Here is a 14,336-nt window from a genome sequence, read left to right as displayed (position 1 = left end):
TATCTGTTTTTTGTTATTTTTGTTTCTAATCGTGTATTAGAGATTGGATTTTGTTTTTTGAGACTGCAGATGTGTATTAGTGTTCCTCTTTGTCTCGTGTGCTCGCGTTTGTGTATAGAAGACAGGCCTTGTTCCCTCTCACCTAAGGGGAGAGGTTAGGGTGAGGGGAAATAATCACATAAACTCAACAATATCATCATCGTCCGGCTTACCGCCGCTGAGCGCTTCATCAAAGTAGTGCTTCGGTACGGTATAACGCAGATGGTCGAGCGCAAACTGCATGCTGCGATCGTCAATCGCATGACCCAGATCGTCAACGATATCCAGCGTCACATCCCCGCCTTCCCGGATCAGGGCTTCCTGGGCAGCTACGGCATGCGAAAGCTCAATCACCCGGTCTTCGCCACCGTGGATCAGGTGGATCGTCGTCTGCGTGGTCGCGCTCGTCGGTAGCGTCGCGAAACGGCCGTTAAAGGCAATCACGCGCGAAGCCAGACCCGGCTCTGCTTTCACGCTCTCCAGCGACATAATTGACCCCTGTGAAAAGCCAATCAGCGCGGTCGCGTCGGCACCGACGCCGCTCTGCTGCTGCCAGTAACGCACGGTTTCGATAAAGACCGGCATAATGGCATCAATACGCGCCTGACGGTTCTCTTCCGTCACGCCCTGAACGGAGAACCACTGCCGTCCGTCAGGGCCACACGGCTCCACGCCGCCGATGCTGACAATCAGCGCCTCAGGAAAAACAGGTGCAAACCAGCGACCAATCTCTCCCATATTGACGGCGTTATCGCCAACGCCATGAAACAGCAGCAGTAACTGTTTAGCCGGTTTGTCGGGGCTTTGAACAACAAAATGATCGTGTTTCATGGCGGTCTCCTTAATTGATGACCTGGATTCTACGCCTTGCGGGGGGAATGACCATGCCACTTTACTGAAGAAGTCATTGAAAAAATTGCCATTGCAAAATGTCGCTTTTGAGCTGCTGACTGCGCGCTTTATCAAGACATTCAAGGGCCTGCGCCGTTTCAGCGCGTAATCTTGCCAGCACCGCTTTTCGCCCGGTGAGCGACAGTTCATCACTGAGCGCAGCGTCCTCTCTTCGTGCCTCAATTTTACCACGCAGGGCCGGAAGCGGCAGATCCACGGCGAGCAGCAAACGCGTCAATGCGGCAACGGACGTAGCAAAGGGCCGGTGTGCAAAGGCAAAGCCTGCCAGCTCCAGCCAGTCGTCACTATTAAGGGTAGCTTCCCACTCATCTGCCACCGGGATCTTTTCGCCATTCCACAATGATAAGACACGCGCATCGCGATGCAGGCGCAGCCGGGCCTGTTCACACAGTCGATGCCCCGCCTCACTTTGCGGCAATAATGCCATTGCGGTATAGCAGCCGCTGCTGGCTTCGCGGTGGCTGCCTATCCGTACCAGCACAAAGCCGCACTGCTGCCAGAAATGCCACAGCGCGTCGGTAAAGCCAAAGCTCACCGAGAGATAATCCTCCCCGCAGGCCTCGCGGATGAGCGCCCGGCCGATCCCTTCCCGTTGCCGGTGAGGGTGAACAGCGATGCGCGTGATCCGTCGACCTTTCAGCGTTGCTGCCAGAGGCGTGCCGCCATGCGCGGCCAGAGACTGCGCGACAAGGTTGCCGCGAGGTCGACGAAAACCCGCCCATACTGCGCGACTTAGCACCGGGCTTAACCCGCCTTCGTCTACCAGCCACAGCGCGCCCGCAATGACCGGGTCCGTTTGCGCGACGGCAACGTGCTGACCGGGGGCGTCCATCATACGGCGCAGATCCAGCGGCGAGGTACGGTAATGGGCCGCACAAAGCAGCTCGTAGACACTCGCGGCGAGTGCAGGCGTGTGCTCCCATGCGTCGGGGGCCAGAGAGGTCAGTTGCACCTCTCCTTTCGGCTGCTGGTCGATGAGCGTGTCGTCAAACAGCAGTGCGCTGGCGACTACCCGCTCAAGCGGACATCCCGCAGCCCAGCGAATGGGGGTGGATAAGGTATAACGCTGCAGGGCGCTGAACTGCGCGCAGAATTTAAGCAAAAACCCTCTTCCGGTTCCTTCATACCCTTGTACCGTCGTGGTTAACAGTACCCGTGGAAAGCGCGCAACCAGCTTCTCCAGCACAGGGCCGGGTATGGCCGCCGCCTCATCGACAATCAGCCAGTCGGCATGGTGTGAGGAGGCCAGCAGCGCATCCGGTGCCATAAAGTGAAAATGTTCACCCGCAAACCGTGCGATGACCTCCGTTGCTCCCTTTGCCGGTGCGGTGACAACTGCTCTGCCCTCAATGCTGTTCAGCAGCATGCCGGCAAGCGCCGATTTTCCCCGCCCGCGCGGGGCGGTAACAGCCGCAACGCCTTTCGGCATTGCACGAAGTGCGTGCAGGATCTCCGCCTGCTCGCGCTGGGGTGCACCGTTAGCGGGTTGCCAGTCAGGGGCATCAGGAAACGGATGAAGGCTTAACGGCTGGTTTTGCTGCCAGACGATTGCATCGGGGTCGCGGGTAATCGTCTGACAAAAGTGGCGAATGAAATTCGGCGTGGGAATGGGTTCCGCGCTGTCGCTCCAGCGCAGGGAATCACTGTCGGGCGTGTCTGCCCACACCGCAAGCGGGGGGGCCAACAGCACCAGCAGGCTCCCGGCACGCAGCGTTCCGCTCAGGGCGGCAAAGGCTGAGACATCAAACCCGACGCGGGCATCAAAAACAGCATGCCGGAACTCGCGCCCCAGCAGCCCGCTTATCTCCCGGGAAGGGTTTTCATCCAGCCACACCCAATCCCCGGAAAGCGTATCACGCAGCGCCCCGGCCTGCGCCAGGGACCACTGCGCATCACCGCTGAGCACCACCAGCCGACGCTGGCCGGTGCGATCAAGCTGGCTAATCAGTTGGTCAAACGCCACCATTACATGGCTTTACCGAAGGTATTGCACTGCGCCGGGTCACCGCTGTCAAAACCGCGTTTAAACCAGGTGTAACGTTGTTCTGACGTCCCGTGAGTGAAGCTGTCCGGCACAACCCGGCCCTGGCTCTGCTGCTGGAGACGGTCGTCACCAATGGCTTCTGCGGCATTTAACGCCTCTTCCAGGTCGCCAGATTCCAGCACGCCCTGCTTCTGCATGCTGTTACCCCAGACGCCCGCGAAGCAGTCCGCCTGCAGCTCCATACGCACGGAAAGGCGATTGACCTCCGCCTGCGAGGCGTTTTGCTGAAGCTGACGAACCTTAGGCTCAATGCCCAGCAATTTTTGCACGTGATGCCCCACTTCATGCGCAATCACGTAGCCCTGAGCAAAATCACCGTCGGCACCGAGTTTGCGTTTCATGTCATCATAAAAAGAGAGATCGATATAGACGGTGCTGTCTGCCGGACAGTAGAACGGCCCCATCACCGACTGTCCGGTGCCGCAGCCGGTGCGGGTCGCACCACGGTACATCACCAGCTTCGGCTGCTGGTAGCTGCGCCCCATTTTCTCAAACTGCTGGCTCCATGTGTCTTCAGTGGTCGCGAGAATAACGGAGGTAAATTTGGCCGCTTCATCTTCATTTGGGTTGATGGAGCGCTGAGATTGCTGCTGTTGCTGCAGCGGCTGACCGGTCATTAACCCGGTGAGATCGACCCCGTAGTAACCCGCAACCAGCACCACAATCAGCAGAATGATTCCGCCTTTTCCACTGGGTAAACGGAAACCGGGGCCACCCATGGAAGGGCCGCCACCGCTATCACCACGTCTGTCTTCTACATTGTCACTTTCACGACGCCCTTGCCAGCGCATAACTACCTCGAACTATTCCATTAATAATAGCTATGATCGTAGGCGGTTAACGGCAAGATTACCATAGGAAACAAAGGTAAGACGCCAAAGGATATGAACATCCTTTGGCGATGAGGGAGTTAGTCGAGCTTAACGCCTAAACGGTGAGCCACTGCTTCGTACGCTTCAATCAGGCCACCCAGGCTCTGACGGAAACGGTCTTTATCCATTTTATCCAGCGTTTCTTTGTCCCACAGACGGCTGCCGTCCGGTGAGAACTCGTCGCCAAGTACCACTTCGCCTTTGAACAGACCGAACTCCAGCTTGAAGTCGACGAGGATCAGGCCAGCATCATCAAACAGTTTTTTCAGCACGTCGTTGGCTTTGTAGGTCAGCTCTTTCATGCGCGCCAGGTTCTCTTTGTTCACCCAGCCGAAGGTTTCGCAGTAGGAGTCATTGACCATCGGATCGTGCATGGCGTCGTTTTTCAGGAACAGATCGAACAGCGGTGGATTCAGCTCGATGCCTTCCTCAATGCCCAGACGCTTCACCAGGGAGCCCGCGGCACGGTTACGAATGACGCATTCAACCGGAACCATATCCAGTTTTTTCACCAGACATTCCGTATTGGACAGCAACGCTTCCATCTGAGTCGGGATACCCGCTTCGGCCAGTTTGGTCATAATGAAGTGGTTGAACTTGTTGTTCACCATGCCTTTACGATCGAACTGCTCAATGCGTGCGCCATCCCCTGCTGACGTATCATTGCGGAACTCGAGCACCAACAGATCCGGGTTTTCCGTGCTGTATACGGTCTTCGCTTTGCCACGATACAACTCAGCTTGCTTCTGCATCTTGATTACTCCTGGTGTGATGATTTGTGTTCAAAACTGGGCATATTATGCCACGCACACGTTTGCGTAGCACGAAAATAAAAAGGGCTGGATTCACCAGCCCTCGTATTTATTTGCTGAATGCAGCCTGGAAGACCGCGACCAGCGCATCGTTCTGCGACTGGGTCAGCGTGTGACCTTTCGGATCGATAAACTGCAGGCTACTGCGGTTATCAAGGTCGCCTACCTGAATCTTGTAGTCGCCGGAAGCGAGCTGTGGATCGCGTGCGCCCAGCTCCTGCCATGCGCTGTCGGACAGCGGCTTATACGTTGCGGTTATGCTACCGGTTGAACGCGTGCTGTCGGTCACCTTCATGCCCACTTTCTCCAGCGTCGCTGGCAGGCGCTGCCAGGTCTGGTTGAATGGCGCACGAACAACCAGCATTGGCAGGCCGGTATCATCCGCGCCGCTCTGGACATCAAACGTCATGCCGTTGCGGTTCTGTGAGGCGTTAGCCGCGTCTGTGGCGTTCTTATCCAGACCCGCCGCAATCACGTTCAGCATTTCAGTGCTGTAACGCTGCATAGAGGCAGCATCCGCCACCGGTTTGCCCGCCTGCTCCAGGTTCAACAGCTTAACGGTAACCGCCTGCTGATAGCCCTGCGGTTTAACGGAGACTTGATAACGACCACGGTACTGCTGGTCTTCATCCAGACGGTTCCACTCGATCCAGTCGGTGGTTAACGTCTGGCTGGCGTCATCGCGCTTGTCAATCGTGTAGTTCTTCGACTGAATGACGCTCACCACCTGTGGCCACAGCGTGCTGCCACGTGCGCTTTCCACCATCAGAGACGCGGTATCACCGGTAAACTGGGTGCGCGCCCCGCTCACCAGCGCCAGAGGCTGTGCTGGCGGACGAATATCAAGCGCTTTGCCCACCGGGCCGCTGCCGTTGGTCACGGGGATATTATAATCGCCGTTCTGAATCGGCAGGATCATGCCAGCCGGTGCATGAAGTTCAGCAAGCGGGGTCGCATCCAGATAGGATTCATCACCGCTCACCTGGCGCTTGTAGCGCGAGTCTGAACTACAGGCAGCGAGCAGCATAACAAGCGAAACACTCGCAACCTTCGCCAGGCGCGACTTCTGTACTGAATAAGCCATCAAATCTCCCTAAACTTTACAGCAAACCGGCATGCTTCAGCGCTGCAGTGACGATTTCACGACCGTGGTCGGTAATCGGTGTCATTGGCAGACGCAGCGTATCGGTTGCTACAAGTCCCAACTCCTTACATGCCCATTTCACCGGGATCGGATTGGGTTCGACAAATAATTTATTGTGCAACGGCATCAGACGTTTATTAATGAGACGGGCTTCATCAAAGTGACCTGCCGCCGCCAGCTTGCACATTTCCGCCATATCGCGGGCCGCAACGTTCGACGTTACGGAGATCACGCCATGACCACCGAGCTGCATGAAGTCCAGCGCGGTCGCATCGTCACCGCTCAACAGGATAAAGTCGTCTGAAACCAGCTCTTTGATCTGATGAACGCGGCTTAAGTTCCCTGTCGCCTCTTTAATCCCGATAATATTTTTTACTTTCGAGAGACGACCAACGGTTTCCGGCAGCATATCGCAGCCAGTACGGGACGGCACATTATACAGAATTTGTGGCAAGTCAGTATGTTCAGCGATGGCTTTGAAATGCTGGAACAAACCTTCCTGAGTAGGACGGTTGTAGTAAGGGGTGACCGTCAGACAGCCAACAACGCCGCTGTCGTTAAAACGTTGGGTCAGGCTAATCGCTTCTGCGGTTGCATTCGCGCCCGTTCCCGCGATGACCGGAATACGTCCGTCAGCCAGTTCGAGGGTCAACATCACCACATCGCCGTGCTCTTCGTGGCTCAGCGTTGCAGATTCACCGGTAGTCCCTACCGAAACGATCGCCGAGGTTCCATTGGCGACATGGTAATCAATCAGCTTCTTCATGCTTGACCGGCAGACATTACCTTTTTCATCCATCGGTGTTACAAGCGCGACAATACTTCCCGTGAACATGAGCCATCCTCTGTGCGAACAAGAGCCTCAATGGTACGTTTGGAACTGTAATAAAAGCAAGCGACCTGAGGCCCTCAGGCGGTTGTATGCATGTTTTTTTTATGCTTTCCTTAGGAAGACTTAACCAAGCAAAGGAAGAACAGGTTTGACAACCTCATCACAACATTACCTGGTTATCACTGCGCTGGGTGCTGACAGGCCGGGTATCGTGAACACCATTACCCGCCACGTGAGCAGCTGCGGCTGTAATATCGAGGACAGCCGTCTGGCGATGCTGGGCGAAGAGTTCACGTTTATTATGCTGCTGTCCGGGACATGGAACGCCATCACGCTTATCGAATCTACCCTGCCGCTGAAAGGCGCAGAGCTGGATTTGCTGATCGTGATGAAACGCACCAATGCGCGTCCGCGTCCGGCCATGCCTGCCACCGTCTGGGTACAGGTTGAAGTTCCTGATTCCCCTCATCTGATCGAGCGTTTTACCGCGCTGTTTGACAGCCATCAGATGAACATTGCCGAGCTGGTTTCCCGCACACAACCGGCTGATGAGAGTGCCGTTCCTACCCTCTTTATTCAAATCACCGCCCACAGCCCTGCATCACAGGATGCGTCAAATATCGAGCAAGCGTTCAAAGCCCTCTGTACAGAATTACACGCGCAAGGCAGTATAAGCGTCGTAAATTATTCGCAGCATGAACAGGATGGAGTTGAGTAATGAACCCACTGAAAGCCGGTGACATCGCACCGAAATTTAGCTTACCGGATCAGGATGGTGAGCAAGTAAATTTGACCGACTTCCAGGGACAGCGTGTTCTGGTCTATTTCTACCCGAAAGCCATGACCCCGGGCTGCACCGTGCAGGCCTGCGGCTTACGCGACAACATGGACGAGTTGAAAAAAGCCGGCGTGGAAGTGCTGGGCATCAGCACCGATAAGCCAGAAAAGCTGTCACGATTTGCTGAAAAAGAGCTGCTGAACTTCACGCTGCTTTCCGACGAAGATCATCAGGTCTGTGAGCAGTTCGGCGTCTGGGGCGAGAAGACGTTTATGGGCAAAACCTATGACGGCATTCACCGCATCAGCTTCCTGATTGACGCTGACGGTAAAGTGGAACATGTCTTTGACGACTTCAAAACCAGCAACCACCACGACGTGGTGCTGAACTGGCTGAAACAAAGTGCCTGAAAGTGAGTGTCGGGTGGCGGCTTCGCCTTACCCGACCTACAAGATAAATGCAAAACGGCAACCTGGTTGCCGTTTTTAGTGTTTTCCCCCTCTCCCCCGTGAGAGAAGGGCATCAGGCCGCACAAAAACTACTTCTCCTCCACCGCTGGCACATCCGGCCATGCATGGACGACGGCTTTAATCAGCGTCGCCAGCGGAATGGCAAAGAACACGCCCCAGAATCCCCACAGCCCGCCGAAAATCACCACCGATAAGATAATCACCAGCGGATGCAGATTCACTGCTTCTGAGAACAGCACTGGCACCAGCAGGTTGCCATCCAGGGCCTGAATAATCAGGTACACCGCGAAGCAACTCCAGAACTCGGTGCCCAGGCCAAACTGGAACAGCGCGACCCCAACAACCGGAATGGTGACCACAAAAGCGCCAATATACGGAATAAGGACCGACAGCCCCACCAGCACCGCCAGCAGCAGCGAGTAGTTAAGTCCGAAGATCAGGAAGCCAATCCACGTCGCGACCCCAACCACAATCATCTCCAGCACCTTGCCGCGAATGTAGTTGGTGATCTGCTGATTCATCTCTTCCCACACCTGCCCGGCCAGCCCGCGATTACGCGGCAGAATACGCCGCACGGCGTTGAGCATCTGGTCTTTGTCCTTCACCAGGAAGAACACCATCAACGGCACCAGCACCAGGTAGACGGCGAGCGTAAGGAGCCCAACCAGCGACGCCAGGGAGTATTTCACCACCGAATCGCCCATGGTCATGATGCGGGCGCGCATGTTTTCGGCCATCGCATCGATGATCCCCGCGTCCATCAGCGCCGGATAACGACGCGGCAGCGTGGCGGCAAAATCAGAAAGCTTATTTAACATGCCGGGCATATCGCGGATCAGGTTGATCCCCTGCTGCCAGGCGACGGGCATGACCACAAACGCCATCAACAGCAGAATGCCAACAAACAGCACCAGCACGATGCTGGTCGCCCAGCGTCGGAAGCAGCCGATATTCTCCAGCCGCGCGGTTGGCCACTCCAGCAGATAGGCCAGCACAATGGCCACCAGCAGTGGTGCCAGAAGGCCGCTGAAGAAGAACAGAATACCGAACCCGGCAACCAGAATAACCAGCAAAGCAATGGCTTCCGGGTCGCTAAACCGGCGCCGGTACCACTGCATTAACATTTCGAGCATACAACCCTTCCCTGAATCGAATGACGGGAGTCAGAAGGTGAATTGTATCTAACTGTCACAAAAAAGACTTTCGCTTTTTGTATCGCTGTCACAATCCGCAAAAGCCTGATGAATGGGATTTTCTTCATGCCACAACACGGCTACACTCGCAGGGCAGTGGAGATGAACGATATGCGGGTTCATCGGTCAAATTAGCACATCCAAAATACAGGACAGTGGTTATGTTCAGGCAGTTGAAAAAAACAGTGGTTGCGACACTGATTGCCGCCGTAACGGTCGGTCAGGTGTTGCCAGCTTTCGCTGATTCGTCCGATTCATTGCCGGACATGGGCACCACAGCAGGAAGCACGCTCTCCATTGGTCAGGAGATGCAGATGGGTGATTACTATGTTCGCCAGCTGCGCGGCAGTGCTCCGCTGATCAATGACCCATTGCTGGTGCAGTACATTAATGGTCTGGGGATGCGCCTGGTCGCGCACGCCAACTCGGTAAAAACCCCCTTCCACTTCTATTTAATCAATAACGACGAAATCAACGCCTTCGCCTTTTTTGGCGGTAACGTGGTGCTGCATTCGGCGTTATTCCGTTATTCCGATAACGAAAGCCAGCTGGCGTCGGTCATGGCGCACGAAATTTCCCACGTGACCCAGCGCCATCTGGCCCGTGCGATGGAAGACCAGAAACGCAACGCGCCCCTGACCTGGGTGGGTGCGCTGGGCTCTATTTTGCTGGCGATGGCCAGTCCGCAGGCCGGGATGGCCGCATTAACCGGCACGCTGGCAGGCACGCGCCAGGGGATGATCAGTTTCACCCAGCAAAACGAACAGGAAGCGGACCGCATTGGCATCCAGGTGTTGCAGCGCTCGGGCTTTGACCCACAGGCCATGCCCAGCTTCCTGGAAAAACTGCTCGATCAGGCACGCTACTCGTCACGTCCACCCGAAATTCTGCTCACCCACCCGTTACCGGAAAGCCGTCTGTCCGATGCGCGTAACCGTGCTAATCAGATGCGTCCGGTGGTGGTGCAATCCTCACAGGATTTCTACATGGCGAAAGTGAGAACGCTGGGCATGTACAATTCCGGGCGCAACCAGCTCACCAGCGACCTGCTGGATGCCCTGGCAAAAGGCAACGTGCGCGAGAAGAACGCGGCGCAATACGGTCGTGCCCTGCAGGCGATGGAAGCCAGCAAATACGACGAAGCGCGAAAAACGCTGCAACCGTTGCTGGCCGCCGACCCGAATAACCCGTGGTATCTCGACCTCTCCACGGATATCGATCTGGGGCAGAAGAGACCTGCCGATGCGATTAACCGCCTGAAAGGTGCCAAAGAGGTGCGGACCAACCCGGTGCTGCAGCTTAACCTGGCGAACGCTTATCTGCAGGGCGGCCAGCCGGGTGAAGCGGCCACCATTCTGAACCGCTACACCTTCGACAATAAAGACGATCAAAACGGCTGGGATCTGCTCGCTCAGGCAGAAGCCCAGCTGGGCAACCGCGATCAGGAGCTGGCGGCACGTGCCGAAGGGTTTGCCCTGGTGGGGCGTCTGGATCAGGCCATTTCGATGCTCAGCAGCGCCAGTTCGCAGGTCAAACTTGGCAGCCTGCAACAGGCCCGTTACGATGCGCGTATCGATCAGCTGCGCGCGCTACAGCAGCGCTTCAAGCCGTACGAAAAGATGTAAAAAGGAAGAAAATATGACTGACGCGGTAAAAATCTACCATAACCCTCGCTGCTCCAAGAGCCGCGACACCCTCAGCCTGCTGAAATCCAACGGCGTAGAGCCTGAAGTAGTGCTGTATCTGGAGACACCGCCTGACGCGCAGACGATCCGCCAGCTCCTTCATATGCTGGGCATGGGCAGTGCACGTGAGTTGATGCGCCAGAAAGAGGATCTCTATAAGTCACTTAACCTGGACGACCCGCGTCTCACTGAAGCTGAGCTCGTGCAGGCGATGGTTGACAATCCGAAGCTCATTGAACGCCCAATTGTGGTGGCAAACGGCAAGGCGCGCATCGGGCGTCCGCCGGAAGATGTGCTCGACATTCTTTAAACCTCGCGCCGCAGCCCTTCCAGAAAGGCCTGCGGCGTACTTTCCCCCAGCTTTTTCTGCGCTTTACCCCGGTTGTAAAACTCGCACAAGGTCATCAATAGCGCCCCCGCCGGTTCCACATTTACGCGCGGAATAATATCGCGTAAGGGCACCATCACCTGAAGTGCACTGCAGGTACGTTGATGTGCCTTAACCGCAATGTCGTTAACAGCCAGCGTCGCCTCAAAACCAAAAGTCTCAATAGATTGTATAGCAGCCGGACACGCCGCCAGCACCTCCTGCGTCCAGGTATTCAGTCGTTGAGGCGACAGTCCCGCATAAAGCCGGGCATAGCACCAGCCGCTCACCGGCTCTCGCGCCCAAAGCAGATGCTGCTCCCCGCCGTCGTCCATATGCAGCGACAAAGGCAAATGGTGCAGTTCCAGCGTATGGGGCGTAATACCCGCTTTCAGCGCCTTTTTCCCCTGCAAGGGGGCCCCTTTTTGCTTTGCAGCGGCCGGTTTGAGATAGCGGTTCAGGGTGGCGCGGGAAACAGCGATGCCCAGGACGTCGTTGACCATAAGCAGCAGGTCATCCAACGGCGCGCCCAGGATGTCACGCAGGGCATTCACCAGCGCAACCTGCTCTTGTCTCATCGCTTTGTGTATCACTTTAGGCGTCGTATGGTTATCCGACACCTGGTCGCGATTGCGCCAGCGTCTGACGGTGGTGACCGAAATGCCCAGCTCGACGGCCAGCTCTCTGTCGCTCTTATCCGACTGTTGAAGATAACGACGGATGCGCGGCGTCGTGGTCGCATTGGCGTGCAGTTTGATTTCCATCGCAACAAACTCCAGAACTAATCTTATGAGATTTATAATACACCAGCGATTGCTTTGTGACCGATTTCACCTTTCGCACGCCGCGCTTCACTGATAATCCCCAGAGATAACATAAACAACACCTCTCAATCTTGTACGGAGTTCACAATGAACAATGTTCTGGGATTTCTTGAAGCAAAACTGATGCCGCTGGCGGCCAAAACGGCCCAGCAGCGTCATCTTGGTGCCATTCGCGGTGCCTACGTTTCATTCATGCCGTTTATCATCGTCGGCTCCATCCTGCTGGTGATCTCCTCCTTTCCCAATCAAACCTATCAGCAGTTTATGTCTCAGGCGTTTGGGGAAAGCTGGAGCGCGATTATCGAAATCCCGTTCAACGCGGTGTTCTCGACCATGTCGCTGTTTATCAGCTTCCTGGTCGCCTATCGCCTGGCTGAACACTATGGCGAAGACCGTATCTCCTGCGGCATTCTGGCGCTGGTCGCCTTTCTGATCCTGACCCCTTTTATCAAAGTGGCGGAACAGGGTGGCATCACCGTCATGCCGGTAGAGTGGATTGGCAGTAAAGGGCTATTCGTGGCGATGATTGGCTCTCTGCTTTGGACGGAGCTGTTCTGCTGGCTGAAGCGCAAAAAACTGGTTATCAGAATGCCGGATGGCGTGCCGCCTGCGGTGCAGGAGTCGTTCGCGGCGCTGATCCCTGCCCTGCTGGTGATGATTCTGGTACTGATGATCCGTATCGGCTTTGAAAACACCCATTACAACACCATCCACCAGTTTATTTACGAGGTGGTGGCAACCCCGGTTCGCCACTACGGCACTTCCTATTTTGGCGCGCTGATGACGGTCTTCAGCATCACCATTCTGTGGTCAGTGGGCATTAACTCCGGTTCGATGATCAACGGCATTATTCGCCCGCTGTGGATGGAGAACCAGACCGATAACATCGCCGCCATTCAGGCCGGCGCTACCCCACCGCACATTATCACCGAACAGTTTTTTGACATGATCTGGATGGGCGGCGCTGGGGCCACGCTGTCGCTGGTGATTGCGATGCTGATTTTCGCCCGCAGTAAAAACATGCGCGAAGTGGCCCGCCTGGGCGCGGGGGCCTCGGTGTTTAACATCAACGAACCGATTCTGTTCGGCCTGCCGGTGATCATGAACCCGATCATGCTCATTCCGTTCAATCTGGTGCCGCTGGTGCTGGTCACCGTGCAGTACGTAGCAATGAAAATTGGTGCGGTCGCCGTCACCACCGGGGTATTTATCCCCTGGACGCTGCCGCCTGTTATCAGCGGTTTTATCGTCACCGGGCATCTCAGCGGCAGCATCATGCAGCTTATCAACCTGCTGATTGGCGCCATGCTGTATCTGCCATTCATGCGTATCGTGGATAAACAATACCGCGCCGCGGAGATTGCCACCGTGACGCAAACCGACACCACCCTTGCAAAACAGGAGTAAAGCATGTGGGGAATTATCGCCACCTGGCGAATGGCGCTTGAAGGCGTCACCGAGTCGGCCTCTGCGCTGGCAGCAGGAAAACCGGTGGCTGCCGCGGTCGTGGATGCCGTTGCCGCCGTCGAGGACTTCCCGTTCTATAAATCGGTCGGCTACGGCGGGCTACCAACCGAAAATGGCGAGGTGGAACTGGACGCCGCCTACATGGACGGCGACACGCTGGCGTTTGGCGCCGTGGGAAATCTGGTGGATATCGCCAACCCGGTACGCGTGGCGCAGGCGTTAAGCCGCCAGCGCTATAACAGCCTGCTGGTCGGCCAGGGCGCACGCGAGTGGGCATTGAGCCAGGGTTTTGCCGACAAAACGATGCTCACCGACCGGGCCATGCAGCACTACCGCAAGCGCTGCCGGGAGACGCTGGATAAAGGCTTAAGCCCCTACGATGGCCATGACACGGTCGGGATTATCGGTCTCGACAAACAGGGATCCATGAGCGTGGCGACCTCCACCAGCGGCCTGTTTATGAAAAAGCGCGGCCGACTTGGCGATTCGCCGATCATCGGCTCCGGCTTCTACTGCGACAGTGAAACCGGTGCCGCCACCGCCACGGGCGTGGGCGAAGATCTGATGAAAGGCTGCACCAGCTACGAAATTGTTCGCCGCATGGCGCAGGGGATGTCTCCGCAGCAGGCGGCAGATTCCGTGGTGTTCGAGCTGGAAGACAAGCTGATGTCGCGCTTTGGCCGCGCGGGCGACCTCTCCGTGGTATGCATGAATAACAAAGGTGAATTTGGCGCCGCCACCAACATTAAAACGTTCTCCTTTGTGGTGGCGACGGCACGCCAGCCGCTGACCGTGTTTCGCGCCGAACGCCTGCGGGAAAAAACGCACTATCAGGCGGTGGATGATGAATGGATGCAGGCCTATGCCGCACGGATCCGCGCACCGATTGAGGAGTAA

General features: G+C 56.3%; 14 protein-coding genes. 6 read left to right on the top strand and 8 right to left on the bottom strand.

Translation table 11 applies throughout. From position 1 onward, the window contains the following. Positions 1–174 precede the first annotated feature (174 nt). The 6 genes from ypfH to dapA all read right to left on the bottom strand — a co-directional run bounded on the left by ypfH (position 175) and on the right by dapA (position 6,658). Positions 175–870: an esterase gene (gene ypfH, locus APU11_RS04805; protein WP_013098223.1), complete on the bottom strand. Its 696-nt coding sequence runs from the start codon at positions 868–870 to the stop codon at positions 175–177. A gap of 73 nt (positions 871–943) precedes the next feature. Then, positions 944–2,917, bottom strand: coding sequence for a GNAT family N-acetyltransferase (locus APU11_RS04800; RefSeq protein ID WP_058651784.1), 1,974 nt, complete (start codon positions 2,915–2,917; stop codon positions 944–946). After that, entirely contained in the window at positions 2,917–3,786 is an 870-nt protein-coding gene (locus APU11_RS04795) for a neutral zinc metallopeptidase (protein WP_029882266.1), read from the bottom strand. Before APU11_RS04795 ends, APU11_RS04800 begins: the two co-directional genes overlap by 1 nt. A 119-nt stretch (positions 3,787–3,905) precedes the next feature. Then, a complete protein-coding gene (gene purC, locus APU11_RS04790; RefSeq protein WP_058651785.1) occupies positions 3,906–4,619 on the bottom strand; it encodes a phosphoribosylaminoimidazolesuccinocarboxamide synthase in 714 nt (237 codons plus the stop codon). 109 nt (positions 4,620–4,728) lie between these two features. Further along, entirely contained in the window at positions 4,729–5,763 is a 1,035-nt protein-coding gene (gene bamC, locus APU11_RS04785) for an outer membrane protein assembly factor BamC (protein ID WP_013098226.1), read from the bottom strand. Between the two features lie 16 nt (positions 5,764–5,779). Continuing rightward, positions 5,780–6,658: a 4-hydroxy-tetrahydrodipicolinate synthase gene (dapA, locus tag APU11_RS04780; RefSeq protein WP_013098227.1), complete on the bottom strand. Its 879-nt coding sequence runs from the start codon at positions 6,656–6,658 to the stop codon at positions 5,780–5,782. Positions 6,659–6,803: 145 nt separating this feature from the next. Between dapA and APU11_RS04775 the strand changes: the two genes are divergently transcribed. Further along, a complete protein-coding gene (locus APU11_RS04775) occupies positions 6,804–7,373 on the top strand; it encodes a glycine cleavage system transcriptional repressor (RefSeq protein ID WP_013098228.1) in 570 nt (189 codons plus the stop codon). Beyond that, positions 7,373–7,843, top strand: coding sequence for a thioredoxin-dependent thiol peroxidase (gene bcp / locus APU11_RS04770; RefSeq protein WP_013098229.1), 471 nt, complete (start codon positions 7,373–7,375; stop codon positions 7,841–7,843). Before APU11_RS04775 ends, bcp begins: the two co-directional genes overlap by 1 nt. A 128-nt stretch (positions 7,844–7,971) precedes the next feature. Here bcp and APU11_RS04765 read toward each other — a convergent pair whose 3' ends face one another. After that, positions 7,972–9,036 carry an AI-2E family transporter gene (locus tag APU11_RS04765; RefSeq protein WP_058651786.1) on the bottom strand — a complete coding sequence of 355 codons (1,065 nt, stop codon included), beginning with the start codon at positions 9,034–9,036 and terminating at the stop codon, positions 7,972–7,974. 221 nt (positions 9,037–9,257) lie between these two features. Here APU11_RS04765 and bepA point away from each other — a divergent pair, with 221 nt between their 5' ends. Continuing rightward, the gene (bepA, locus tag APU11_RS04760) at positions 9,258–10,721 is read left to right on the top strand and encodes a beta-barrel assembly-enhancing protease (protein WP_013098231.1); all 1,464 of its coding nucleotides are present in this window, start codon (positions 9,258–9,260) and stop codon (positions 10,719–10,721) included. A gap of 13 nt (positions 10,722–10,734) precedes the next feature. Next, a complete protein-coding gene (arsC, locus tag APU11_RS04755; RefSeq protein ID WP_013098232.1) occupies positions 10,735–11,091 on the top strand; it encodes an arsenate reductase (glutaredoxin) in 357 nt (118 codons plus the stop codon). On the opposite strand, the gene APU11_RS04750 is transcribed toward arsC, so the two are convergent. Next, positions 11,088–11,912 (bottom strand): hypothetical protein, encoded by an 825-nt coding sequence (locus APU11_RS04750; RefSeq protein WP_058651787.1) that lies wholly within the window; start codon positions 11,910–11,912, stop codon positions 11,088–11,090. The genes arsC and APU11_RS04750 overlap by 4 nt on opposite strands. Before the next feature lie 147 nt (positions 11,913–12,059). Between APU11_RS04750 and celB the strand changes: the two genes are divergently transcribed. Both celB and APU11_RS04740 read left to right on the top strand, forming a co-directional pair. Then, a complete protein-coding gene (gene celB / locus APU11_RS04745) occupies positions 12,060–13,379 on the top strand; it encodes a PTS cellobiose transporter subunit IIC (RefSeq protein WP_023620393.1) in 1,320 nt (439 codons plus the stop codon). Positions 13,380–13,382: 3 nt separating this feature from the next. Beyond that, positions 13,383–14,336 carry a N(4)-(beta-N-acetylglucosaminyl)-L-asparaginase gene (locus APU11_RS04740; protein ID WP_013098235.1) on the top strand — a complete coding sequence of 318 codons (954 nt, stop codon included), beginning with the start codon at positions 13,383–13,385 and terminating at the stop codon, positions 14,334–14,336.

The organism is Enterobacter sp. 50793107 (genome assembly GCF_001463365.1).
GTDB lineage: Bacteria > Pseudomonadota > Gammaproteobacteria > Enterobacterales > Enterobacteriaceae > Enterobacter > Enterobacter cloacae.
Note: the sequence above shows the minus strand (reverse complement) of the source record. Positions and strands in the feature narration are given on the sequence as shown.